Here is a 22749-nt window from a genome sequence, read left to right as displayed (position 1 = left end):
CCTGTCACCCGTTGTCTCCCTCGCCCCTGCCCCAGCAGGTCAGACCATGCTCGCCCTCAAGATCTCGGTTTACTCCGTCGTTTTCTTCTTCATCGGGATCTTCGTGTTCGGTTTCCTGGCGAGCGATCCCAGCCGTACCCCCAGCCGCAAGGACCTCGAGGATTGACCCGAGCCCTGGGGCCGCTCCTCCTGCCGTGACACCAACCGGCCGCCGCGAAGCCTGAGCGGCCAGTCTCCCGTGTCAGGATCTGCCCCGTTTCGCATCACCCCGTGGCGCCCACCCCCCGGCCAGTGCAATGGGCCCGTGGCGCCAGCGGTGCGGTGGTTCTGTGGCTGAGTGCCGGCCTGCCCGCCGCCCTGGCCGCTGAACCAGCAGCGAGCCCGCGGCTGCCCGCCGAGCCTCTGGCACTTCCGGCCGCACCGGTTGGGCAGTCCTCCGAACCATCCACCACCGGCCTGCCTGGCGATCCCGAAGAGTCCTCTGCCGCTCGGGATCCTGCCGCCTCCCTGGCTCCCGCCGCCCAGGCAATCGGTGCGCCTCCCGACGCGGCCGCCCCCAGACCCGCTCGCATCGACGGCCCCGCCGGTGCCGAACAGGAGCCTCCCCTCGAGCTGCAGGTAAGCGCCAATGAACAGGGTTACGACTCCCGGCTGAACCGCTTCGTGGCGATCGGCAACGCCAGCGCCCTGATCGCCGGAGGACGGGTGCTCGCCGATCGGATCGAATACGACATCGACGGCCGCACTCTCTACGCGATCGGCAGCGTTCGCTTCCAGCGAGGACAGCAGTATCTGCAGGCCAGCCGGCTGCGATACAACCTGCTGGAGCTGGTCGGCGATCTGGAGGACGTCTACGGCGTTCTCGATCTCGACAGCACCCAGCAGGATCTCGACCTGGAAACGGCTCCGGCTGCACCCTTGCCACCGCCGGAGCCGGTGAGCTGCACGCCCCAGATGCCGCCGCTGCCGGACTGGCATCCCTACCCCTGGGCCGTGACCGCCTGGGGCGGCCAGATGGTGGATGCCAACTTCGGCGACACCTTTGTCTTTCAGGGCAACTGGCGGCCCGAGTACCTGATGGGCCTGGGGCTGCAGCGGCGCCTCCTGGATGGCGGCCCGCTGGCCCTCGAGCTGGACACCAACCTGATGGGCCACCGCGCCGCCCAACAGCCCGGCGGCGGCTTCAACCAGGCCGTGCCCTTCGCCGATACGCCCTCCCAGAGCTTCGGCGAGATCACAGCCGGCATCGGCCTGCGCTTCTGGCTGCGGCCCTGGCTGAACCTCTACTTCGTGGAAGGGGTGAGCTTCAACACCAGCGTCAGCAACTACGAGAAGACCTTCCGCGAGAACTTCGCCCAGTTCCTCAACTACCTCGCCTTCGAGGCAGAGGCCCTCGTCCATCCCCAATGGTCGGTGGTGGGGCGGATCCATCACCGCTCCGGCGCCTACGGCACCTACAGCGGCGTCAAGGAGGGCAGCAACGCCTACCTGCTGGGCTTCCGCTATCGCTTCGGCCAGCGGGATCCCTCCCGCCAGTTCGCCCGGTTGGATGTGCCGATGCCGCCCTCCCTGGGCTGCCCGGGCAGCGCTCCACCCACTGGCGATCAATCGCCCAGCCTGGCCGAAAGCCTGGAAGACGTGGCCATGGGCCCCACCCAGGTCAAGGATGTGGGGACCAGCGAGCCCGAAGGCCCTCCCTCCACGCCTGTGCGCCGAAAGGCGCCGGCCAATGTCTGGCAGGAGGCACGGCAACGGGAGGCAGAGCGGCGCCAGGTGATCGCCGGGATCGATCAGCGCGTCAGCGAGGTGCAGTTCCAGCAGAGCTTCACGGCGCAGCGGCGCCGCTCCTTCGGCGACACCGACAGCGAGGGCACGACCCAGCTGAGCAACGACTTCGGCGCCGTCCGTCCTCCGCAGCTTCAGGATCTCAACGCACGCAGCAACCGCCAGCTGGTGACCGGCACGATCACGCGCTGGCGCTTCCAGGCCAAGCAGGTGCGCCTGGCCCCCGGCGAACTGCGGGCCGACCGGGCCTCCTTCACCAACGACCCCTACACGCCGGCCCAGAACTGGCTGGATTCCGAGCAGGTGGTGGCCACGCTGCAGCCGAACGGCGACACCCTGATCCGCGCGGGCCGCAACCGGCTGATCCTGGAAGACCGGCTGCCGATCCCGGTGACCCGCGAGACCCGGATCCAGAAGCAGGAGGAGGTGCAGAACCGCTGGGTACTCGGCAACGACGGCGAGGATCGCGACGGCTTCTTCATCGGCTACAAGATCCGGCCGCTGGAGATCGGCACGGACACCACCCTGACACTTCAGCCCCAGTTCCTGGTGCAGCGGGCGATCGAAGGCCGCACCGACAGCTATCCCCTGCCCGGTGAGCCAGCCGGCGCCTCCCCCCAGGAGCAGGGGATCACCGGCGCCGACATGTTCGGCCTCGAGGCCCAGCTCGAAAGCAGGCTGCTCGGCTTCGGGGTGAACGCCAACCTCGACATGTCCACCTTCAACCCGGAGAACATCCCCGACGGCACCCGCAGCTGGGGGGACCTGAGCCGCAAGCTTGACCTGCCGCTGGTGGGGAAAGGAACCCTGCGGCTGTTCGGCGCCTACCGCTACCGCGTCTGGAACGGCTCCCTCGGCGAGCAGGACATCTACAGCGCCTACGGCATCTCCCTGGAGGACAAGGGCAAGCTGCCCGCCTGGGGACAGTTGAGCGGCAACTACTTCTGGCGCTTCGGCGTGGGCCGCTACCAGGCCAATGCCTTCCAGAGCAGCAACCTGCTGGATCTCTGGCGCGGCAACGCCATCGTGGCCATCAACGCCAGCCTGCCCCTCTGGACCGGCAAGCCCCTGCCCCCGGGGCCGCTGGAGGGTCAGGCCAACCCCTACTCCGCCACGCCCGTGGTGCCGGGCGTGCGGCTGAACGCCAACCTGACGGGCACGGTGGCCTACTTCGGCGACGGCACCAACCAGAACACCCTGTCCCTCTCCGGCGGCCCCACGTTCACCCTGGGGCACTTCAGCAAGCCCTTCCTCGATTACACCGTGTTCTCGATCACCGGCGGCGGCACCCTGCGGGAGGGGGTGAGCCCCCTGAGCTTCGATCGGGCCGTGGACCTGGGCACCCTGGGCGTGGGCCTCACCCAGCAGCTGGTGGGTCCGCTGGTGCTCAGTGGCGGCATCGGCCTCAACGTGGACCCCAACTCCGAGTTCTACGGCGATGTCACCGGTTCCTACGTGGAACTGCGCTGGCAGCGGCGGGCCTATGAGATCGGCGTGTTCTACAGCCCCTACGAACAGCTGGGCGGCATCCGGGTGAAGCTGAACGACTTCAATTTCAAGGGCCCCGGCACCCCCTTCGTGCCCTTCCATCCAGCCCAGGCCATTCCGCGCAGACCCTTCTGAGCCCGTCCGCACTGCTCGAATCCCGTCTGCACCGCCCCCACGAACCCTGACCCATGGGCTTCGATCCACGCAGCTGGGCCCGCACACCATCTCCGGGCCGTCAGGTCACCTGCAATATCGACTCCCTGCTGGCCGAGAACGAGGCCCTGCGGCAGGAGGTGCTGCAGCTGCGCCAGCAGCTCGCCCAGCTCCAGACCCGGGGATTCCGCTCCGGCGTGAAGCCATCCCGCCCGGAGGAGACCACCGGCCCATCACCCCGCATCACGGTGGAGCAGGTGCGGCGCTGGGGCGAGGCCATGGCAGACCATCCCCGCTGGAGCGCGCTGCGCGTCGGGACCTCTCTGCGCCAGGCCGACACCCTGGTGTTCAGCGGCCTGAGGGGCCTGATCGAGGAGCGTCGCCGCCACGGGCAGGCTCCCCGCGCCGATCTGGAGCAGGAGCTCAATCGCCGCTCGCCCGGGCTCGGCACCGAGCTGCGCCAGGCCCTGCGCGGGCCCCAGAGCAAGGCCCGACTGGCGGTGAAGGCTGCCTTCGCGCTTTACGGCGTGCGCGCGCCGGAGTGGCTCAACGAAGCCCCGATGCGGGTGGTGGACGACCTCCTGGATCGGATCACCAGATTGGAGGCCGCCGCGCGCACAGAGCAGCAAGCGCAGCAGCACACGCAGAGGCAGCGGCAGGAGGACAAACAGGAACAGACGCGAAGGCAGAAACAGAACGCGCGGCAGCAGCAGCAAACGCAGACCAAGCAGAAGCAACAGCGGCACCAGGAAGAGCAGAGACAGACGCACAGGCCACCGGCGGAGAACCGGGTCGGCATGGATCGGCAGAGGGCTGAGGCCCTGGATCTGCTGGGGCTGGGGTGGGGTGCCAGCCGCGAAGCGGTGAAGCAGGCCCACCGCCGGCTCGTGAAGACCCATCACCCCGATCGGGGCGGCAACGCCGCGTCCTTCCAGCGGATTCATGCCGCCTATCAGCTGCTGATCGCCTGAACTGCTGATCGCCTGAACACCACCGGCCCACTGAGCATCAACGGCTCGGGATGCAGAGACGTCTCGCGGAACCAGGGGCGCTCAGGCCGCCGAGAAGGACGTGAGATACGGGAGCCGGGCTGCAGTGGCCCGCAGCTGGTCATCGTGGGCGAGCAGCTGGGAGGTGGCATCCCACTGGCCGCTGAGCAGCATGCGGCGGGGTCCATCGGCCAGGGTGAGGGGCCAGGAAGCGCCTTCCGAGATCACCGCAGCGGAGTCGGCGGCAGCGTTCAGGCTGACCCGCAGGGTGTCGAGGTCCACCACGACGCTCGCGCCTGGATCGGCCTCGATCGCGGCCTGCAGAGCCAGGGCATCGGCGTGGCTGACGCTGAGGCAGGGAATCCCCAGGGCCAGGCAGTTGCCGTAGAAGATTTCGGCGAAGCTCTCACCGATCACGGCCCGGATCCCCCAGCGCATCAGCGACTGGGGAGCATGTTCACGGCTGGAGCCACAGCCGAAGTTGCGGTTCACCACCAGCACCGTGGCCCCCTGGTGCTCGGGACGATCGAAGGGATGGGCGCCCTTGAGCTCGACGCGGTCGTCCGCGAAGGCCTGCTCACCCAGACCCTCGAAGGTGACGCACTTGAGGAAGCGGGCCGGGATGATCCGGTCGGTGTCGATGTCGTCGCCGCGCACCGCCACGGCGGTGCCGACCACCGAGGCGATCGCTCCGAAGGGGAAGGGGGCACTGATGCTGGTCATGGCGGCAGGCGAAGCGAGCGAAAGCGGAACAGGACGGAACAAGGGTGCCCGCCAGAGGCCTGGGGACAGGGGAAGGCGGAACGGTGCGGCGCAGGGGCAGCGGCAGGGACAGGAGAACGGCCAGCGGCAGCAGGGGAGGCGGCTCCAGCGGGCCGGCGCGGCAGCACTCCGGCCGGATCACCTCAGCCCGCGGCCGCCGGAACCGGCGCCCGATCCGGCGCCTTGGTGCCGGCCGTGTCCAGCAGGGTGCGCACATCGCTCACCTGGCCGCTGATGGCGGCAGCGGCCACCATCGCCGGGCTCATCAGCAGGGTGCGCCCGGAGGCCGAGCCCTGGCGCCCCTTGAAGTTGCGGTTACTGGAGCTGGCGCTGATCTGGCGGCCCTCCAGCCGGTCGGGGTTCATGGCCAGGCACATCGAGCAGCCGGGCTCGCGCCACTCGAAGCCAGCCTCGCGGAACACCCGATCGAGGCCCTCGGCCTCGGCTGCGGCGGCCACCTGCTCGGAGCCGGGCACCACGAAGGCCTTGATGCCGGGGGCCACGTGGCGTCCCTTCGCCACCGCGGCGGCAGCCTGCAGATCACTGAGACGACCGTTGGTGCAGCTGCCGATGAAGCACACATCCACCGGCAGGCCTGCGATCGGGGCGCCGGGGGTGAGGTCCATGTAGCGATAGGCCTCCTGCGCCAGGGGGCGTTCGTCGGGTTCGGTCTGCTCCAGGGTGGGCACCGCTTCATCCACGCCGATGCCCTGGCCCGGCGTGATCCCCCAGGTGACCGTGGGGGCGATGCTGGTGGCATCGAAGCGCACCTCGTCGTCGAAGACGGCATCAGGGCCGCTGGCCAGGGAGCTCCACCAGGCCACGGCCCGATCCCAGGCCTCGCCGCTCGGGGCGCAGGGACGGCCCTGGAGGTAGGCGAAGGTGGTGGCGTCGGGGTTGACGTAGCCGCAGCGGGCGCCGCCCTCGATCGCCATGTTGCAGAGGGTCATGCGCTCCTCCATCGAGAGCGCCGCGATCGCCGGACCGGCGAATTCATAGGCGTAGCCCACGCCGCCCTTGACGCCGAGGCTGCGGATGATGTGGAGCACCAGATCCTTGGCGTACACACCGTTCTGCAGGGCTCCGTCCACCCAGATCCGGCGCACCTTGAGCTTGCCCATCGCCAGGCTCTGACTGGCCAGCACATCGCGCACCTGGCTGGTGCCGATCCCGAAGGCGATCGCCCCGAAGGCGCCGTGGGTGGAGGTGTGGGAGTCGCCGCAGGCGACGGTCATGCCGGGCTGGGTGAGACCCAGCTCCGGAGCGATCACGTGCACGATCCCCTGGCGGCCGCTGCCGAGGCCGTGCAGGGTGATGCCGTGCTCGGCGCAGTTGCGCTCGAGCGTGGCGAGCATCTCCTCGGCCAGCGGATCGGCGAAGGGCCGCGCCTGGGAGGTGGTGGGCACGATGTGATCCACCGTGGCGACGGTGCGCTCCGGATGGCGCACGCCCAGACCGAGATCCCGCAAGGCGGCGAAGGCCTGCGGGCTGGTCACCTCATGAATCAGGTGCAGACCGATGAACAGCTGGGTGGAACCACCGGGCAGCTCGGCGACCTGGTGCAGGGTCCAGACCTTGTCGTAGAGGGTGCCGGCGCTCAAGGGTGTGCCTGTTTCCATCGAAAGTCCAGCCTAAGACGGGCGGGTGCGAGATCAGCGGGCCGGCCCCAGGCGCCAGGAACGCCAGCCGAAGCGCACCACCAGCAACCGCAACAGGAACACCAGCCACCAGGTGCATCCCATCGCCGCGGTGATCGGCCAGGTGAGCGGCTCGAAGCGGCCGGCGAAGGACCAGAGCAGGATCAGCACCAGGCTGCCGAGGATCGCCAGCTCTTCGTAGGGCTCACCCTGGAAGCTGCGCGGTTCGCGGCCACTCACCACATCCATGATCACCCCGCCGCCGGAACAGGTGAGGGCCGCCGACAGGGGCAGCCACCACCAGTCGAGCTGGGCCAGCAATGCCACCCGGGTGCCGATCACGGCAAAGGTGGCCAGGCCGATGCTGTCGCACACCGTGAAGACCGCACCCCAGACCGGCGACGCCAGCCGGCTGGGGCTGATCAGGTTGGACAGAACGGTGCCCAGCAGCAGCACCATCAGCACGATCACGAGATAGACGGGCTCACGGAAGAGACCCAGCGGCAGGCGATCACCGCCGATCAGCAGATCCCGGATCACGTCGCCGCCCACGGCCGGCAGGAGCGTGAGCACAAAGGTGCCCCAGAGGTCGTAGCGACGTTGCAGTGCCCGCAGAAAACCGGCGAGGGCAAAGGCAGCGGTGCCGATCAGATCGAAATGCCGGTAGCGGCGGACCTGGGCCAGCCGCTGGATGTGGCTGCGGCCCTCCGGCCCGAGCGGCACCTGGGCCTCACCCTGCAGCGTCAGCAGAATCAGCGCCACCAGCAGCAGCAACAGCAGCAGCAGGGCCCAGGGGGCCCATCCATGCCGCCAGCGGACCCAGCGCGGCGAAGGACTGTCCATCAACGCTCCAAGGGCTCGCAGAGCAGTTGCGGCCCAGTCTGTCGCGGTACGGTGCCGCCATTCAACTGCTCATCGGAGCCGCCTGCCGGTGCAGCCGCAGGACCCCATCACCACCGTGATCGCCCAGCGGGTGCGGCCCGGTCGGGAGAACGACTACGAGGCCTGGATCAGCGGGATCATCCGCGAGAGCAGCGCCTGGACTGGCCACATGGGAACTCACGTGATCCGGCCCCAGCCCGGGGTGCGGCCGGAGTACGTGGTGATCTTCCGCTTCGACACCGACGACCACTTCCGCGCCTGGATGACCTCCGAGGCGCGCCGGCGCTGGATCGAGCGGGCCGAGCCGCTGGTGGCGAGCGATCCCCAGGTCCGACACATCTCGGGGCTGGAGGCCTGGTTCTCGCTGCCGGGGGAGGTGCTGCCACCGCCGTCGCGCCACAAGATGGCCCTGGTCACCTGGGTGGCCGTGTACACCTTGATCCGCCTGCTGAGCCAGGTGCTGGCCCCGCTGCTCCATCCCCTGCCGGCCTGGCTGGCCCTGCTGATCACCAGCGGCCTCACCGTGCTGCTGCTCACCTACGGCGTCATGCCCCGGCTCACGCGCCTACTGAAGCGCTGGCTCTATCCCCGGGCAGCTCCAGCCGCAGCCGCAGACGATTCAGGGCCTCGCCGGCGGTGAGCGCCTGGATCCAGCCGCGGCCGCGGCTGGCGCCGAACCGCACCCCCTCGCTGCTGCTGCCATCCGGTCCGGCCACGGCGATGTGGACCAGGCCCACGGGCTTGTCGACGCTGCCGCCTCCCGGACCGGCGATGCCGCTCACGGCAATGGCCCAGGTGGCCCCGGTGATGCGGCGCACCCCCTCGGCCATGGCGATCGCCACCGGATCGCTCACCGCCCCATCACCCTCCAGCGAGGCGGCGGGCACCGCGAGCAGGTCCAGCTTGACGCGATTGGCATAGGCGATCACCCCACCCAGGAAGGCCTCAGACGCCCCCGGCACCGCCGCCAGGGCCGCGCCGATCCCGCCGCCCGTACAGGATTCAGCCACGGCCAGGGTCTCGCCGCGGCTGCGGAGCAGAGCCAGCACCACCGAGGCGAGGCTGTCGCTGTCGGCGCCATAGCACAGGGTGCTGGTGCGTTGACGCAACTCCGCCTCCACCGGCGCCAGCAGGGCTTCGGCTTCGCTGGCCGTGGCAGCGCAGGCCGTGATCCGCAGCTTCACCTCACCGGTGCCGGCGTAGGGGGCCACCGTGGGGTTCTCCAGGGCCAGCAGGTCGTGCACCTGCTCGGCCAGCGTGGATTCACCGATCCCCCAGAAGCGCAGCAGCCGGCTGGCGAACACCCCGGCGGCCAGGCCCTCCTGCCGCAACCAGGGAACGGCGGTCTGCTGCCACATCGCGTGGAGCTCGCTTGGCACACCCGGGAAGGTGAGCAGCGTGAAACCCGGCTGTACGGGGAACGGCAGCCCGGCCGGATCGGGGGTCCAGATCATCCCCGGCGCAGTGCCGGTGGGATTGGGCAGCACAGCTGCCCCCTCGGGCAGCAGGGCCTGGCGTCGCAGGCTGTCCGACAGGGGCCGACCACGGGCGGCCACTTTGGCCTGGATGTCATCCCAGACCTCGGGATGCTCCATCAGCGGTGCTCCGAAGGCGGCGGCGATGGCGGCGGTGGTGAGGTCGTCGGGGGTGGGACCGAGACCTCCGGTGGTGATCAACAACCGGCAGCGACCCGCCGCCTCCTGCACGGCAGCGATCAGGCGCTCGCTGTTGTCACCCACCACCCCCTGGCGGAAGTGGGGGATTCCCAGGCCGGCCAGGGCTTCGGCCAGCCAGCGGGCATTGCCGTTGGTGATGTTGCCGAGCAGCAGCTCGGTCCCGACGCAGAGAACCTCAGCGCTGGCCATGGGAAGGACGTTCGGGGAGAGAGGAGGGCTCGCCCGGCTCCGCCCCATCCCACGGTTCCTCCTGCAGGCGGCGGCTGGCCACCACCACCCCGATCAGGATCGCGGTGGCCAGGGCCAGCCAGAGGAAGCGCAGTTCGGCATTGGCCAGCACCAGGGCCAGGGAAGCCAGCCACTGGGTGAACGCATAGATCAGCACCACGGTGCGGCGATGGCTGAAGCCGGCCCTGAGCAGGCGGTGGTGCAGATGGCGACGATCGGGATAGAAGGGCGAATGCCCCTCGCTGAGGCGTCCCATGATCACGGCCGACATGTCGGCCAGCGGCAGGGACAGGATCAGCAGAGGCAGCAGCAGGCTGACGCTGGTGAGGCCCTTGGCCGGGCCCACGATGCTGATCGCCGCCAGGGCGAAACCGAGGAAGTAGGAGCCGCCATCGCCCATGAAGATGCGGGCGGGGTTGAAGTTGTGGCGCAGAAAGCCCAGGCAGGCCCCCGCCAGGGCCGCAGCCAGCAGGCCCGCCGCCGGCTGATGCAGGCTGAAGCTGACCGAGAGCAGGCCCACGGCGGCGATGCCACTCACCCCGGCGGCCAGGCCGTCGAGGCCATCCAGCCAGTTGATCGCATTGGTGATCCCCACCAGCCAGATCACGGTGGCCAAAAGGCTCAGCGGTTCGGGCAGCACCAGCACCGGCGCCAGGGCATCGCCGAAGGAAAAGGGCAGCTCGATCGTGCCGATCCGCACCCCTTCACCCCAGACCACCGTGGCCACGGCCACCTGACCGACCAGACGCGGCAGGGGCGGCAGAGCGAAGAGATCGTCCGCCAGGCCGATCACGAAGAAGCAGAGCGAGCCGGCCAGGGTGGTCCAGATCGCCGTGTCCTTGCTGACGGGCAACTCGGCGAAGCCACCGAAGGCCCAGGTGAGCATGAGCCCGAGGCTGAAACCAGCCACGATGCCGATGCCGCCGAGGCGCACCATCGGCGTGGTGTGCTGCTTGCGGGGATCAGGCTGATCGGTGAGTCCCCAGCGCAGACCCAGGCGCCGCACAACGGGCACGATCAGAGCCGTGAGCACCGACGCGGCGAAGAAGGTGAGCAGGGCCGCCGCGTTGGGGCTGTAGGCGAGGGTCACAGCAACGGGGCCGGTGGGGGTGCCAGGAGCGGGCCTTCGCGGGCCACCTTATGGACTCAGAGCCTGCTCAGGCGTGCTGCAGCTGACGCTCGAAAGCGTAGAGGGGGAAGCGATCGCAGAGCGCGGCCACCCGGTCGCGGCAGCGCTGCTCGATGGCGCCATCCTCCGGACTGAGCAGACGATCAGCGATCACATCGGCCACCTCCCGGAAGGCCTCCTGATCGAAGCCTCGGGTGGTGCAGGCGGCGGTGCCGAGCCGCAGGCCACTGGTCACGAAGGGGGACTGGGGATCGAAGGGCACGGTGTTCTTGTTGGCTGTGATGTGCACGTCACTGACCAGCAGATCGGCCACCTTGCCGGTCATGCCGATACTGCGCAGGTCCAGCAGGACCAGATGGTTGTCGGTGCCGCCGCTCACCACATCGATGCCACGTTCGAGGACGCGCTCCGCCAGGGCCTGGGCATTGGCGATCACCTGCTGGCTGTAGGCGGTGAACTCGGGCTGCAGCGCCTCACCGAAGGCCACCGCCTTGGCAGCGATCACGTGCTCCAGCGGGCCGCCCTGGCTGCCGGGGAACACGGCCTTGTCGAACTGGCGGCCGAATTCGGCATCGCCCGTAAGGATCAGGCCGCCCCGCGGACCGCGCAGGGTCTTGTGGGTGGTGGTGGTGACCACATGGCAATGGGGCACCGGGCTGGGATGCACGCCGGCCGCCACCAGTCCGGCGATGTGGGCCATATCCGCCAGCAGCCAGGCACCCACCTCATCGGCGATGGCGCGGAAGGCGGCGAAGTCGATCGTGCGGGGGTAGGCGGAGTAGCCGCAGACGATCAGTTTCGGCCGGTGCTGCAGCGCCAGGGTGCGGATCGTGTCGTAGTTGAGCTGCTGGGTCTCGGGATCCACGCCGTAGTGCACCGCCTTGAACCATTTGCCGCTCACATTCACCGGCGAGCCGTGGGTGAGGTGGCCGCCATGGCTCAGGTCCATACCCAGGATCGTGTCGCCGGGCTTGAGCAGGGCCAGGAAGACAGCGAAGTTGGCCTGGGCGCCGCTGTGGGGCTGCACGTTGGCCCAGGCGGCACCGAACAGTTGCTTGGCCCGCTCGATCGCCAGCTCCTCGATCGCGTCGACGTGCTCGCAGCCGCCGTAGTAGCGCTTATGGGGCAGCCCCTCGGCGTACTTGTTGGTGAGCACCGAGCCCTGGGCCTCCATCACAGCGCGGGAGGCGAAGTTCTCCGAAGCGATCAGCTCCAGATGGGTCTGCTGGCGCTGGAGCTCCTTGCCGATCAGGGCCGCCACGGCCGGATCCCCGGCGACCAGGGGCTGGTTGAGCGCTGCCGAGGTGTCCGCCATGGGCCGGATGCGGGGGTTGCTCATCGTAATGAAACGGAGGGGTTCGTCTGCCGTCACAAACCTGCAGCGGCAGTCCTGGCGCGACAGACCCTCACCAAGCCAGGCGCGGAGGCCGGCCAAAAAAAACCGCCCCTTTTGGGACGGTGAAGAAGCGCGCCTGGAGAGATTCGAACTCCCGACCCTCTGATCCGTAGTCAGATGCTCTAATCCGCTGAGCTACAAGCGCGTGTGCAGGCATTTTGACCGCACGGGGGGCCCCTCCGTCAACCAACCGCCTCCAACCAACCGCCTCCAGCAGCCGCCCCCAACCAGCGGCCCCGCCGCGGCGCCGGAGCGGAGTGCAAGGGCGCCCCCCAGAATCGGGCCATCCCGTTCCGACCCGCCACGGCGGAACTTCGCCCTCCCCCAGACCCATGCCGATCCGCTGGTACGGTCCCGCCGACCCGGGTGACCCCACCTACCGCCATTTCGAGCGGATCGTGAATCTCACCCTGCACGGCGCCGTGTTCGCGGCGGTGAACAGCGGCCTCTGGTTCCTGCAGGAGCTGCGCCATCCCTTCAGCCACCTCGACCTGGTGACCCTCACCTGGGGAGCCATGCTGGTGGTGCACGGCGGCGTGGTGATCGCCCTGCGCCCGCCCCGCCAGGATCCGGCCTGAGCGGACCCGGCTGCTGCTCCACCTGCTTCAGATCCCTCCACCGATTCCGGACACCGCCATGGGCATGGACGCCGCCACGATCCGACAGCTGACTGAGGCCCTGGCCGATCGGCTCTACCTGCAGGTGGCCGGCTGGCACCTCTATCTGGGCGATGCGGGCCTGGCCGAGACCCTGGCGATCGAATGCGTGGCCCGGCTGGAGCAGGGACCCGGCGTCTGTGCCCGTCAGGCCCTGGAGGCCGTGCAGGTACCGATCGGCGGCGGCAGCACCCGCCTGCCCCTGGCCCGCCTGATCCCCCCCGGCCAGCTGCGCGACCTGGAAGACGTGCTGCAGGAGTTTGGCTGATCCAGCCGAGGCCGATAGGGTTGCCGCTCCTGCGGACGGGACGTGCTGGTCATTGAGGTCACCAACGCCCGCGACGTGGTGCGGCAGCGCATCGGCCGCCTCGGAAGCCGCCTGATCGGCAAGGTGGTGGACGCCGAGGCCCAGGTGGAGAAGGTGCTGATCCAGGAACTGGAGAGCGCCTTCAAGGAATTCGGCATCGAGGCGCGCATCTTCTCGATCGACGGGCCCCAGATGGTGGGGCGCTCCCGCCTCGAGATCCCCCTGCACGTACGCGAGGAGCGGCAGGTGCGACTGCCGGATCCGGACTGAGGGCCAAGCGTTTTCGCAAGAGGCATTGTGCGGCAAGCGTGATCACACTGCTCGTGCGGTGATCAGCCCCAGGGAGCCTTGGGACGTCCGGACCAACGCCCGGCCAACAGCCCTACAAACAGGCCGCCTCTCCCAGCTGAAACCGCCCTCATGCACCACCGAAGCCGGGGAACTGGAGACCCCCTCAGAAACCGCCAGGCTCACGGGCCGGCTTGTCCCAGTACACATTGATCACGTAGCCAGGGCGCTTGAAGGAGGGACCTGCACCCTCACGGTTGGTGCGTTCATAGGTCTTGCCCTGCTCAGCGGCAGGAAAGGCAAAGGCGTAATGATTGAAATCGTTGATGTAGACATTGCCCTGCATCTGAGACCAGATACAGCGTCCTTTGAGCATCTCGCCGTTGTCGCGAACCATCTCGCAATACGCCACTGTCGAGTCGGCCAAGGCCGGGGTGGTGCTGACGACGACGGCCAGCGCGGCGAGTGCTGAGCGGTTCATGCGGTATGAGGGCCAGGAGCTTCAGTCAGTGTCACACGATCCGACTGGCCTGCAGCATCAGACCGATCGCGATCGCAAGGGTCGATTGCAGCATCGGCACCAGGATGATCGTCATGCACTGCACCTGCCTGTGCTCGGGCACCGTGTGGAAGCGATAGCTGTCCAGTCCCAGAAGACCCATTCCACCCAGCGAGAGAAGAAGCACTGCGCGGAACAGCAGATCCGAAAGGGGGCAGCGCTCACGCTCGCAATGTGCGCAGGAGCGCCCAGGCCGAGAGGATCATCAACGCGGGCCAGATCAGCAGGAGATCGACCCTGATGTTCGCCTCCGGCGTTCTCAGTTGCACCAGCCATTCCCAGCCGGCATAAACCCCCCAGGCGATGGCCCCGATCCGCAGCGCGCCAGGATGGCGGGCAAGACCGGGCCAGCGGAACCGCAGGGCAAGATCAACCGCGATGAAGACCACGGCAACCAGCAGAATGGTCTGGGGCTTGCCAACGAACAGCGGCACGAGCAGATCCATGGCGTCGGGATCTTGAAGGCTGTTGCCGGAGCCGTGGCTGCCGACTGACAGCAGTAGCCATGGCAGACTAACAATTCTGTCCGTCAGAATGGCAATCGTGCCCGCGGCGCTCAACGCCTCCGGTCACAACATTGTGTCGCGCAACGCGCAGAAGCTCCGAATGAACCGCACAAACCATCGTGTCGTCTGCAGCGTCGCCGCCATAGCCGTTCTGCTTCCGCTTGCCTCCCATGCGATGGACCCGGAGCGTATGCGAAGAAGCTCGAACAATCAGGCTGCACCCAGGTCACGGAAATGCAAGGTTGCGACATCAACAAGACCAAGGCCGAAAACGCCAAAGCGGGCTTCGGAACGGCACCGGCTGCCACAGCATCGACCTACGCCGGTCGCTGGGTCGCCAAGAACAGCGGAACTGGACAGACCGACGCCACCATCCAAATCGACAACAAGAATCAGGTGGTTGTCAACGGCAAACCTGTGGCCAGCAGGCTCAGTGATGGGGCCCTGGTGTTCAAAACCGGCTTCATCACCTTCACGATTCAAGGCGATCCAAAGATCAGGAATGAGAGCCGTTGGTTTGATTCCGACGCCCAGACTTCCGGCCCGATTCGTCGCAAGTAATCCCTGAGCAGATTCAGGCGCGGAGCCGGCGTTTGTTCAGCGAACGCTTAACGGCCCCCGCCGGGCAGGCGTGCCAGCAATTGCCGCTGCATCTGGCGCGCCTCCGGCACCCCAGCGGCACTGGCAGCGAGTCCATAGATCGCCAGCCCCAGCCCGGCGCAGAGACTGGTCTGCAGCAGGCGTCCCAACAGGCCCGCCGGCCAGGCCACCCACACCGACAGGGCCCAGGCCACCAGTGCAGCAGCCAGGGCCGCCAGCAGCAGCAGCAGGGTGTCTCGCGCCCAGAGGCGCAGCGGCATCGCCCCCAGCCGTGCCTGCAGGGCCAGCAGCAGGCCGGCGCAGGTGATCAGATTCACCGCCACCGTGGCGAGCACCAGGCCCGGTGCCCCGAAGTTGAGGGCCGGCAGCTGCAGACCCCAGGGGCTGGGGCCACCCACCAGAAGCCAGTCGAACGCCACATTGAGGCCAATGCCGGCCATCGAGAAGCGGAACGGCGTGGTGCCGTCGCCCAGGGCATAAAACACCCGCACCAGCACATCGCGGGCCAGATAGGCCGGCATGCCCACGCCGTAGGCCATCAGGAGTCCACCCACCAGGGCGGCGGCGCCGGCATCGAAGGCGCCACGCTCGTAGATCAACGCCACGATCGGCCCGGCCAGGGCCACCATCAGCGCCCCCATCGGCAGCATGCTGGCGTTGGAGAGCATCAGACCCTGGCGGATGCGGGCGATCAGCTCAGGCCGATCAGCGGGAGCGGTGAGCCGGGCGAACACCGGCAGCAGCGGCACCAGCAGGGCGTTGGAGAGCAGGCCCAGGGGCGTCTGCACCAGCAGGTTGGCGTACCCCAGACCCGCTGCAGCCCCCACGATCCCGGAGGCGAAGAACAGATCGGTGAACACATTGATCTGCAGCATTCCCGAGGAGAGCGTCGCCGGCCCCATCACCTGGAGCACCTCGCGGACGCCCGGATCGCGCCAGTCCCACACCAGGCGGAAGTGGCCCAGGCCCTGGCGGGCCAGGGCAGGCAGCTGAATCAGCCACTGCAACACCGCCCCCAGCGTGGTGCTGCCCGCCAGCACGATGCCGCCGATCAGGGCCGTGGCTGGCAGGGTGATTGCCGCCCCCAGCTGCCACCAGAGCAGGCCGATGCCACCGATCACGGCCACGCTGGAGAGCAGCGGACTCACCGCCGGCAGCCAGAATTCATCGGCGGCGTTCAGGGCGCCGAAGCCAAGGCCGATCAGACCGGCGAACAGGGCCATCGGCGCCATCCAGCGCAGCTGCTGCACGGCGATGTCGTGGCGGGTGGCCTCCAGGCCCGGCCCGACGAGGTCGATCAAAGGATTGGCCGCGATCACCAGAATCAGGGTCACCCCCAGCAGTCCGACGCCCACCAGGGTGTTCATCGCCGCCAGCACGTGGGCGCCCTCCTGGCGGGGCCGACGCGCCAGCACGCTCACCATGGCGCTGTGAAAAGGCCCGTTGATGCCCCCCAGCAGGATCAGCAGGAAGCCGGGCAACACATAGGCGTAGTTGTAGGCGTCGTAGGCGGCCCCCACGCCGAAGGCTGCGGCGATCACCTGCTGCCTCACCAGCCCCGCCACTTTGCTCAGGCCTGTGGCCACGGCCACGATCAGGGCGATGCGGCGCAGGGATTTCGCCATCCGGTTCGATCCAGGGCCAGAACTGCTCGGGATTCTCCATCGCGGTCCTGCGGCACCCCCCCGGGCCGCGCCGGCGATGGGGCCGGCACAGAATCCGGGCAATTGCGGCGCAACCCTTGGCTTCGAAGCAGTCGGTGTCGAAGGCCAGCTCGCCTTCCCTGGCGCCCTCCCCATCGCCCGCCTTGGCAACGGAGGGAGTGGACCAGCTGGTGCTGCCCTTCGAGGGGCTGCAGGAAGGGGTGCTGCTGAAGCGCTACAAGCGCTTCCTGGCGGACGTGCAGCTCGACGACGGCACGGTGGTCACAGCCCACTGCGCCAACACCGGCCCGATGACCGGCGTGCTCCATCCCGGTGGCCGGGTGCGGCTGCGCTACGCCCCATCCCCCAGCCGCAAGCTCGCCTGGACCTGGGAGCAGGCCGAAGTGCCGGGCGCCGATGGGACGCCGCTCTGGGTGGGCATCAACACCGCCCTGCCCAACCGCCTGGTGCGGGCCACGATCGAAGCGGGCCTGCTGGAGCCCTGGCTGGGGCCGATCGGAGCGGTGCGGGCCGAGGTGCCCTACGGCCAGGGGAGCCGCAGCCGCATCGACCTGCTGCTCAGCCCGGCCGAAGGCAGCGCCGATCCCCGCCCGATCTACCTGGAAGTGAAGAACACCACCTGGACCCGCGGCGATCTGGCCCTCTTCCCCGACACCGTGACCGAGCGGGGCCAGAAGCACCTCGAGGAACTGATCGGCGTGCTGCCCGAGGCGCGGGCCGTACTGCTGCCCTGCCTGAGCCGCTCCGACGTGCGCCGCTTCGCGCCGGGTGATTCAGCCGATCCCCGCTACGGCGAGCTGTTCCGCCAGGCCCTGGCGGCGGGGGTGGAGGTGCTGCCCTGCATCTACGACGTGCAGGCCGATGGGGTGCGCTGGCGCGGCCTGGCCGCGGTACAGCCCCACAGCGACGACGGGGGGTGAGGCCCCGCTGCCGGCCCCACCAGCCGCGGCACCCCCCATAGAGTTGCCCAACCCGTGCCAGGCCGCTGTGGATACCCGCGCCTTCAAACGCTCGCTGCATCACTCGGAGCGTTACAACCGCCGCGGCTTCGGCCTCGGCGAGGAGGTGGCCGGCAGCCTGCAGACGGCTTACCAGAGCGATCTGATCGCCACCCTGCGCGAGAACGGCCACACCCTGCAACGCGGCCGCCTGACGGTGCGGCTGGCCGAAGCCTTCGGCTTCTGCTGGGGGGTGGAGCGGGCCGTGGCCATGGCCTACGAGACCCGGCGCCATTACCCAAGCGAACGGATCTGGATCACCAACGAGATCATCCACAACCCCTCGGTGAACGATCACCTGCGGCAGATGAACGTGCTGTTCATCCCGGTCGAGGGTGGCGTCAAGGACTTCTCCGACGTGGCCCGTGGCGACGTGGTGATCCTGCCCGCCTTCGGCGCCACCGTGCAGGAGATGCAGCTGCTCAACGAGCGCGGCTGCCACATCGTGGACACCACCTGTCCCTGGGTCTCGAAGGTGTGGAACACGGTGGAGAAGCACAAGAAGCACGCCTTCACCTCGATCATCCACGGCAAGGTGAAACACGAGGAGACCCTCGCCACCAGCTCCTTTGCGGGCACCTACCTGGTGGTGCTCGACCTGGCCGAGGCCCAGATGGTCTGCGATTACATCCTCGGCCGCGGCACCGCCGACCGCGACGCCTTCATGGCCCGCTTCGCCAAGGCCTGTTCCCCCGGCTTCGATCCCGACCGTGACCTGTTCCGGGTGGGCGTGGCCAACCAGACCACCATGCTCAAGAGCGAAACCGAGGAGATCGGCCGCCTGGTGGAGCGCACCATGCTGGAACGCTTCGGTCCGGTGGAACTGAACGAGCATTTTCTGGCCTTCAACACCATCTGTGACGCCACCCAGGAACGGCAGGACGCGATGTTCTCCCTGGTGGATGAGCCCCTCGATCTGATGGTGGTGATCGGCGGCTACAACTCCTCCAACACCACCCACCTGCAGGAGATCGCGGTCAGCCGCGGCATCCGCTCCTTCCACATCGACACCCCCGAGCGGATAGGACCGGGCAACCGGATCGAGCACATGCCCCTCGGCGCCGAGCTGGCGGTGGAAGATCCCTTCCTGCCGGACGGGCCGATCCGGGTGGGCATCACCTCAGGCGCCTCCACGCCGGACCGGGTGGTGGAAGACGTGATCGAGCGGCTGATCGGCCTGACCTGCTGACCACCCACAGGCCTGATCACCTGAATCACCCGATGACCGTGCTGCCTCTGCAGCGGCAGCAGCCTCTGAAATCGGGGAACCACCGCAGAAGGGCCTCGATGGCAAGGATTCCTTTACATTGCTTGATGGCTTGGCCGGTGGGGCTGCCGCTTCGTCCGTTGCCTGTCCCGCTTTGACGACGACCGCCCTGAGCGATCTCCACTCCAACCCCATGAGCGACGCCGCTGCCGCCGAGGGTTTCGAGCCGATGGCCCCAGAGGTGAGCTTGCGGGATGGCGACGATGATCGGGTGCGGCGCTATGCCTCCACCTTCGCCGACCTGATGGAAATGCGGGCTCCTGCCGAGCAGGTGGGCCAGTACCTGGATCGCCACGAAGGCTGGTTCCGGCGCTGCGCCGCCCCGATGACCGTTCAGCCCCATGGCAGCAACGGCTATGTGCTCACCCTGGGGCGTTTCGGCAATTTCGGCTTTGAGGTGGAGCCCACGATCGGCCTGGAACTGCTCCCCCAGGCTGAAGGCGTCTACCGGATCGTGACCTTGCCACCGCAGGTGATGGCCGGAACAGGGCTGGAGGGCCTCTACGACGTCGACTTCAACGCCGCCCTGCGGCTTGATGAAACCACGCCAGAGAACGAGGAAGACGGTCCACTCACCCTGGTGCGCTGGGAGCTGGATCTGAGCGTCTGGATTCGGTTGCCCAAGGTGATCACCCTGCTGCCGGACTCCCTGGTGCAGAGCAGCGGTGACCATCTGCTCCGCCAGATCGTGCGGCAGATCTCACGTCGCCTCACCTGGAAGGTGCAGGAGGATTTCCACGCCACCCACGGGCTCGCCTGTCCGCCGCGGCGCCGCGCCCAGTTCTGAGGCGGCACCTCACCGGCTCAGAATCGGGCTGGGCCTGCAGGATCTGGATCCGTCTCAGCGGCTGGTCCAGATCTTGTTGACGATCTGCATGCCGCTCAACGCCTGCCAGAGGAACAGGGTCATCACGCTCATGTTCAGACCCACGTGCACCTTGCGGGCGATCAGATTGCCCTGCTGCATCAGCGGCGAGAGCGCCGAAGCCAGGGCGATCAGGGAGGTCATGGCGATGCCCACCAGCAGGTGCGGCCCCACGAACAGCTTGCCGTTGTTGAGGTAGGTGACGGCCATGCCGCCGAAGGTGCCCAGCACCATCACCGCCAGCACGACGCTGCCGAGCTGGTAGTGGCGCCGGGCGAACTGCCCCTTGATCAGCTCCTTGCGATCTTCGGCCGCGGCGGTGCGGGTCTTCTTGGCCTTGATGCCGAGCAGCATGGCGTAGCCCGAGAGGGCCAGCAGCCCCCACATCATCAGGGGATGCAGGAAGTTGAGGCCGAAGGCCAGGGAGCTGGGAAGGGCGATGGGCATGGCGGGATTCGGCCGCTCAGGGGCGGCTCGGGGGATGGCAGCGAAGCTACAACTCACCGCCAACTCAGTGCAGGAAGTGGCGCCGGCCGGTGCAGACCATCGCCAGGCCGAGGTCATCGCAGGCGCTGATCGAGTCGCCATCGCGCACGCTGCCGCCCGGCTGGATCACGGCGCTGATGCCGTGGGCCGCGGCCAGCCGCACCGTGTCGTCGAAGGGGAAGAAGCCATCACTGGCGAGCACCGCACCCTGGGCCCGTTCGCCGGCCGCCTCCAGGGCCAGCCGCGCCGATCCCACCCGGTTCATCTGACCGGCACCGATGCCGAGGCTCTGGCCGCCACGGGCGACGCTGATGGCATTGGAGCGCACATGGCGCACCACCCGCCAGGCGAAGCGCAGGTCGTCAAGCTCCGCCTCCGTGGGCTGGCGGCGGCTCACCACCTGCCAGGCGTCTTCCTCCACGGGCTGATCATCGAACGCCTGGACCAGCACGCCACCGAGCACGCTGCGCAACTGCTGGTGCGGCGCAGCGGCGATGGCGGCTGGGCTGAGCTCCAGCAAGCGCAGGTTGGCCTTGGCCGCCAGGGCGGCGCGGGCGTCGGCGTCGTAGGCCGGTGCCACCACGCACTCCAGGAACAGGCCGGTGAGATGGGCCGCTGCCGCGCCATCCACCGGGCCGTTCAGCGCCACGATGCCGCCGAAGGCCGACACCCGATCCGCATCCAGGGCGCGCAGCAGGGCCTCGGCGCTGCTGCTGCCGGTGGCGACGCCGCAGGGATTGGTGTGCTTCACCACCACCGCCGCCGGCTGCTGGCGCTGCTCGCCGTAGCCGAACTCCCGCACGGTGGCCAGAGCGGCCTCCAGGTCGATGAGGTTGTTGTAACTGAGTTCCTTGCCCTGCAGCTGGCTTGCCGCGCCCCAGCCGGCGGCAGGCGCGCTGTACCAGGTGGCACGTTGGTGAGGATTCTCGCCGTAACGGAGGCTCTGGCGCGCTGGCAGGTCCAGTCGCAGGGGCGCGGCCACCGCAGACTCGCTCGTGCCGGAGGTCGCTGCCGCAGGCTCCTCAGCCGCCAGACGCTCCGCCAGCCAGGTGCTGATGGCGGCGTCGTAGGCAGCGGTGTGGCGGTAGGCCGCCAGGGCCAGCTGCCGGCGCAGGGCCCGGTCCACCCGGCCGGCGGCCAGGGCTTCCAGGAAGCTGGGGTACTGGTCCGGATCGGTCAGCACCGCCACATCGTCGTGGTTCTTGGCAGCGGCGCGCACCATCGCCGGCCCGCCGATGTCGATGTTCTCGATCGCCGTCTCAAAGGCCACGGCCGGATCGGCCACGGTTTCGCGGAAGGGATAGAGGTTCACCACCACCACATCGATGGCCTCGATGTCCTGGGCGGCCAGGTCGGCAAGATGCGAGGCCACGGAGCGGCGGGCCAGGATGCCGCCATGGATGCGGGGGTGCAGTGTCTTGACCCGGCCGCCGAGGATCTCGGGAGCTCCGGTGTGCTCAGCCACCTTGGTGACGCTCAGGCCAGCGGCGGCCAGGGCCGCGGCGGTGCCGCCACTGGAGATCAGCCGGTAGCCGGCCTGCAGCAGGCCCTGAGCCAGGGGCACCAGATCCCGCTTGTCGGACACACTCAGGAGGGCCGTGGGCGCCATGGCGGCAGATGAGGGGGCGTAAGGCCCAACCTACGCAGCAGACCCTGGGCTGCTCCACCGGTGCCACGGCCCCGCTATCGCTTGGTCCAGTCCTGCGGCCCCTGCATGGTGCAGACAGCCCTGCAGGGCCTCTCCGCATGATTGGAACGCTCCTGCCGTCGACGCCATGACCAGCCCCTTCTCCCCGGACCCTGAGCAGATCCGCCTCGGCCCGGACCAGGCGGCCACGCGGCTGGTACTGCTGCATGGCTGGGGGGCCGATGCCGACGACCTGCTCGATCTGGGCGCGTTGCTGGTGGGCCCGGAGGTGAGCGTGGTGGCACTGCGGGCGCCCGATCCCCATCCCGCCGGCCAGGGGCGGCAGTGGTACGACCTGCAGCAGCCGGAATGGCCGCAGTTGCCCCAGGCCCGCCGGGATCTGCGCCAGCGGCTCGAGCAACTGGCGACCAGTGTTCCCCTGGCGAACACGGCGCTGCTGGGCTTCTCCCAGGGAGCCGCCATGGCGATCGATGTGGGCACCAGCGCTGACAGCGAGGGGCTGCCACTGGCGGCGCTGGTGAGCTGCAGCGGCTACCCCCATCCCGGCTGGCAGCCAGGCCCTCTGCACATGGCTGTGCTGCTCACCCATGGCGAACAGGACCCGGTGGTGCCCTTCGCGGCCAGCCTCGAGCTGGAGCGCCAGCTCACCGGCGTTGCACAGGCACAACATCCGGTGCAACGCCTGGCTTTCGCCGGCGGCCACACGATCGATGAAGACCTGCTGCCGCGGATCCGAGCCTTTCTGGCCCAGCACCTGCAAGCCTCGACAGCTGGCTGATG

At 68.7% G+C, this 22749-nt stretch carries 24 protein-coding genes and 1 tRNA gene; 12 read left to right on the top strand and 13 right to left on the bottom strand.

Annotation, left to right across the window (positions count from 1 at the left end):
* Positions 1-46 precede the first annotated feature (46 nt).
* The 3 genes from VB777_RS06675 to VB777_RS06665 all read left to right on the top strand — a co-directional run bounded on the left by VB777_RS06675 (position 47) and on the right by VB777_RS06665 (position 4397).
* Entirely contained in the window at positions 47-166 is a 120-nt protein-coding gene (locus VB777_RS06675; protein WP_006172424.1) for a photosystem II reaction center protein I, read from the top strand.
* Positions 167-270: 104 nt separating this feature from the next.
* Positions 271-3408 carry a DUF3769 domain-containing protein gene (locus VB777_RS06670; RefSeq protein WP_323247861.1) on the top strand — a complete coding sequence of 1046 codons (3138 nt, stop codon included), beginning with the start codon at positions 271-273 and terminating at the stop codon, positions 3406-3408.
* 53 nt (positions 3409-3461) lie between these two features.
* Positions 3462-4397, top strand: a complete 936-nt coding sequence (locus VB777_RS06665; RefSeq protein WP_323247859.1) for a J domain-containing protein — start codon at positions 3462-3464, stop codon at positions 4395-4397.
* 81 nt (positions 4398-4478) lie between these two features.
* On the opposite strand, the gene VB777_RS06660 is transcribed toward VB777_RS06665, so the two are convergent.
* From VB777_RS06660 to VB777_RS06650, 3 genes are all read right to left on the bottom strand, one after another.
* Positions 4479-5138, bottom strand: coding sequence for a 3-isopropylmalate dehydratase small subunit (locus VB777_RS06660; protein ID WP_323247857.1), 660 nt, complete (start codon positions 5136-5138; stop codon positions 4479-4481).
* A 182-nt stretch (positions 5139-5320) separates the two neighbouring features.
* The gene (gene leuC / locus VB777_RS06655) at positions 5321-6778 is read right to left on the bottom strand and encodes a 3-isopropylmalate dehydratase large subunit (RefSeq protein WP_197157334.1); all 1458 of its coding nucleotides are present in this window, start codon (positions 6776-6778) and stop codon (positions 5321-5323) included.
* 51 nt (positions 6779-6829) lie between these two features.
* Positions 6830-7657 carry a trimeric intracellular cation channel family protein gene (locus tag VB777_RS06650; protein ID WP_323247855.1) on the bottom strand — a complete coding sequence of 276 codons (828 nt, stop codon included), beginning with the start codon at positions 7655-7657 and terminating at the stop codon, positions 6830-6832.
* Positions 7658-7745: 88 nt separating this feature from the next.
* Between VB777_RS06650 and VB777_RS06645 the strand changes: the two genes are divergently transcribed.
* Positions 7746-8336 carry an antibiotic biosynthesis monooxygenase gene (locus VB777_RS06645; protein ID WP_197157338.1) on the top strand — a complete coding sequence of 197 codons (591 nt, stop codon included), beginning with the start codon at positions 7746-7748 and terminating at the stop codon, positions 8334-8336.
* Here VB777_RS06645 and VB777_RS06640 read toward each other — a convergent pair.
* From VB777_RS06640 to VB777_RS06625, 4 genes are all read right to left on the bottom strand, one after another.
* Positions 8254-9561, bottom strand: coding sequence for a competence/damage-inducible protein A (locus VB777_RS06640; protein ID WP_323247852.1), 1308 nt, complete (start codon positions 9559-9561; stop codon positions 8254-8256). The genes VB777_RS06645 and VB777_RS06640 overlap by 83 nt on opposite strands.
* Positions 9548-10690, bottom strand: a complete 1143-nt coding sequence (locus VB777_RS06635; RefSeq protein ID WP_197157342.1) for an MraY family glycosyltransferase — start codon at positions 10688-10690, stop codon at positions 9548-9550. Before VB777_RS06635 ends, VB777_RS06640 begins: the two co-directional genes overlap by 14 nt.
* 67 nt (positions 10691-10757) lie before the next feature.
* Positions 10758-12044: a serine hydroxymethyltransferase gene (glyA, locus tag VB777_RS06630; protein WP_322758889.1), complete on the bottom strand. Its 1287-nt coding sequence runs from the start codon at positions 12042-12044 to the stop codon at positions 10758-10760.
* A gap of 152 nt (positions 12045-12196) precedes the next feature.
* Positions 12197-12270 (bottom strand) — tRNA-Arg (locus VB777_RS06625).
* 187 nt (positions 12271-12457) lie between these two features.
* Between VB777_RS06625 and VB777_RS06620 the strand changes: the two genes are divergently transcribed.
* Genes VB777_RS06620 through VB777_RS06610 form a run of 3 tightly spaced genes read left to right on the top strand, consistent with a single transcriptional unit; the run spans position 12458 to position 13358 of the window.
* Positions 12458-12703 (top strand): hypothetical protein, encoded by a 246-nt coding sequence (locus VB777_RS06620; RefSeq protein WP_322757754.1) that lies wholly within the window; start codon positions 12458-12460, stop codon positions 12701-12703.
* A gap of 58 nt (positions 12704-12761) precedes the next feature.
* The gene (locus VB777_RS06615) at positions 12762-13049 is read left to right on the top strand and encodes a DUF3181 family protein (protein WP_197157346.1); all 288 of its coding nucleotides are present in this window, start codon (positions 12762-12764) and stop codon (positions 13047-13049) included.
* Between the two features lie 42 nt (positions 13050-13091).
* Positions 13092-13358 carry a cytochrome-c oxidase gene (locus VB777_RS06610; RefSeq protein ID WP_322757755.1) on the top strand — a complete coding sequence of 89 codons (267 nt, stop codon included), beginning with the start codon at positions 13092-13094 and terminating at the stop codon, positions 13356-13358.
* Positions 13359-13542: 184 nt separating this feature from the next.
* Here VB777_RS06610 and VB777_RS06605 read toward each other — a convergent pair whose 3' ends face one another.
* Genes VB777_RS06605 through VB777_RS06595 form a run of 3 tightly spaced genes read right to left on the bottom strand, consistent with a single transcriptional unit; the run spans position 13543 to position 14495 of the window.
* Positions 13543-13857: a hypothetical protein gene (locus VB777_RS06605; RefSeq protein WP_323247849.1), complete on the bottom strand. Its 315-nt coding sequence runs from the start codon at positions 13855-13857 to the stop codon at positions 13543-13545.
* Between the two features lie 31 nt (positions 13858-13888).
* Complete coding sequence (locus tag VB777_RS06600; protein ID WP_323247847.1) at positions 13889-14038, bottom strand: hypothetical protein; 150 nt, start codon at positions 14036-14038, stop codon at positions 13889-13891.
* A gap of 58 nt (positions 14039-14096) precedes the next feature.
* Complete coding sequence (locus tag VB777_RS06595) at positions 14097-14495, bottom strand: hypothetical protein (RefSeq protein WP_323247844.1); 399 nt, start codon at positions 14493-14495, stop codon at positions 14097-14099.
* A gap of 180 nt (positions 14496-14675) precedes the next feature.
* On the opposite strand from VB777_RS06595, the gene VB777_RS06590 reads away from it, so the two are divergent.
* Entirely contained in the window at positions 14676-15002 is a 327-nt protein-coding gene (locus tag VB777_RS06590; protein ID WP_322757758.1) for a hypothetical protein, read from the top strand.
* A 47-nt stretch (positions 15003-15049) separates the two neighbouring features.
* On the opposite strand, the gene murJ is transcribed toward VB777_RS06590, so the two are convergent.
* The gene (gene murJ / locus VB777_RS06585) at positions 15050-16666 is read right to left on the bottom strand and encodes a murein biosynthesis integral membrane protein MurJ (protein WP_323247842.1); all 1617 of its coding nucleotides are present in this window, start codon (positions 16664-16666) and stop codon (positions 15050-15052) included.
* Between the two features lie 182 nt (positions 16667-16848).
* On the opposite strand from murJ, the gene sfsA reads away from it, so the two are divergent.
* The 3 genes from sfsA (at position 16849) to VB777_RS06570 (ending at position 19757) form a co-directional block, all read left to right on the top strand.
* Positions 16849-17625 (top strand): DNA/RNA nuclease SfsA, encoded by a 777-nt coding sequence (gene sfsA / locus VB777_RS06580; RefSeq protein ID WP_323247888.1) that lies wholly within the window; start codon positions 16849-16851, stop codon positions 17623-17625.
* A gap of 67 nt (positions 17626-17692) precedes the next feature.
* The gene (locus tag VB777_RS06575; protein WP_323247886.1) at positions 17693-18892 is read left to right on the top strand and encodes a 4-hydroxy-3-methylbut-2-enyl diphosphate reductase; all 1200 of its coding nucleotides are present in this window, start codon (positions 17693-17695) and stop codon (positions 18890-18892) included.
* A gap of 211 nt (positions 18893-19103) precedes the next feature.
* On the top strand, positions 19104-19757 hold the full coding sequence (locus VB777_RS06570; RefSeq protein WP_197158937.1) for a DUF1997 domain-containing protein: 654 nt from the start codon (positions 19104-19106) through the stop codon (positions 19755-19757).
* 54 nt (positions 19758-19811) lie between these two features.
* Here VB777_RS06570 and VB777_RS06565 read toward each other — a convergent pair whose 3' ends face one another.
* Both VB777_RS06565 and purH read right to left on the bottom strand, forming a co-directional pair.
* On the bottom strand, positions 19812-20282 hold the full coding sequence (locus VB777_RS06565; RefSeq protein WP_197157357.1) for a DUF4079 domain-containing protein: 471 nt from the start codon (positions 20280-20282) through the stop codon (positions 19812-19814).
* 64 nt (positions 20283-20346) lie between these two features.
* Entirely contained in the window at positions 20347-21930 is a 1584-nt protein-coding gene (purH, locus tag VB777_RS06560; protein WP_322757760.1) for a bifunctional phosphoribosylaminoimidazolecarboxamide formyltransferase/IMP cyclohydrolase, read from the bottom strand.
* A gap of 166 nt (positions 21931-22096) precedes the next feature.
* On the opposite strand from purH, the gene VB777_RS06555 reads away from it, so the two are divergent.
* Complete coding sequence (locus VB777_RS06555) at positions 22097-22747, top strand: alpha/beta hydrolase (RefSeq protein ID WP_197171622.1); 651 nt, start codon at positions 22097-22099, stop codon at positions 22745-22747.
* Positions 22748-22749: the final 2 nt, after the last annotated feature.

This window comes from Synechococcus sp. CCY9202, assembly GCF_034931685.1.
Classification (GTDB): Bacteria; Cyanobacteriota; Cyanobacteriia; order PCC-6307; family Cyanobiaceae; genus CBW1002.
The sequence above is the reverse complement of the archived record's forward strand: the minus strand, read 5'-3'. Positions and strand labels throughout refer to the sequence as shown.

Excerpts from the sequence above, each read along its gene's own strand:
- VB777_RS06605 (WP_323247849.1), bottom strand. The coding sequence starts at position 13,857 with ATGAACCGCTCAGCACTCGCCGCGCTGGCCGTCGTCGTCAGCACCACC.
- VB777_RS06570 (WP_197158937.1), top strand. The coding sequence starts at position 19,104 with ATGAGCGACGCCGCTGCCGCCGAGGGTTTCGAGCCGATGGCCCCAGAG.
- purH (WP_322757760.1), bottom strand. The coding sequence starts at position 21,930 with ATGGCGCCCACGGCCCTCCTGAGTGTGTCCGACAAGCGGGATCTGGTG.
- VB777_RS06660 (WP_323247857.1), bottom strand. The coding sequence starts at position 5,138 with ATGACCAGCATCAGTGCCCCCTTCCCCTTCGGAGCGATCGCCTCGGTG.
- VB777_RS06665 (WP_323247859.1), top strand. The coding sequence starts at position 3,462 with ATGGGCTTCGATCCACGCAGCTGGGCCCGCACACCATCTCCGGGCCGT.
- murJ (WP_323247842.1), bottom strand. The coding sequence starts at position 16,666 with ATGGCGAAATCCCTGCGCCGCATCGCCCTGATCGTGGCCGTGGCCACA.
- VB777_RS06650 (WP_323247855.1), bottom strand. The coding sequence starts at position 7,657 with ATGGACAGTCCTTCGCCGCGCTGGGTCCGCTGGCGGCATGGATGGGCC.
- VB777_RS06620 (WP_322757754.1), top strand. The coding sequence starts at position 12,458 with ATGCCGATCCGCTGGTACGGTCCCGCCGACCCGGGTGACCCCACCTAC.
- VB777_RS06675 (WP_006172424.1), top strand. The coding sequence starts at position 47 with ATGCTCGCCCTCAAGATCTCGGTTTACTCCGTCGTTTTCTTCTTCATC.
- VB777_RS06555 (WP_197171622.1), top strand. The coding sequence starts at position 22,097 with ATGACCAGCCCCTTCTCCCCGGACCCTGAGCAGATCCGCCTCGGCCCG.
- VB777_RS06615 (WP_197157346.1), top strand. The coding sequence starts at position 12,762 with ATGGGCATGGACGCCGCCACGATCCGACAGCTGACTGAGGCCCTGGCC.
- VB777_RS06640 (WP_323247852.1), bottom strand. The coding sequence starts at position 9,561 with ATGGCCAGCGCTGAGGTTCTCTGCGTCGGGACCGAGCTGCTGCTCGGC.
- glyA (WP_322758889.1), bottom strand. The coding sequence starts at position 12,044 with ATGGCGGACACCTCGGCAGCGCTCAACCAGCCCCTGGTCGCCGGGGAT.
- VB777_RS06590 (WP_322757758.1), top strand. The coding sequence starts at position 14,676 with ATGCAAGGTTGCGACATCAACAAGACCAAGGCCGAAAACGCCAAAGCG.
- VB777_RS06600 (WP_323247847.1), bottom strand. The coding sequence starts at position 14,038 with ATGGGTCTTCTGGGACTGGACAGCTATCGCTTCCACACGGTGCCCGAG.
- VB777_RS06565 (WP_197157357.1), bottom strand. The coding sequence starts at position 20,282 with ATGCCCATCGCCCTTCCCAGCTCCCTGGCCTTCGGCCTCAACTTCCTG.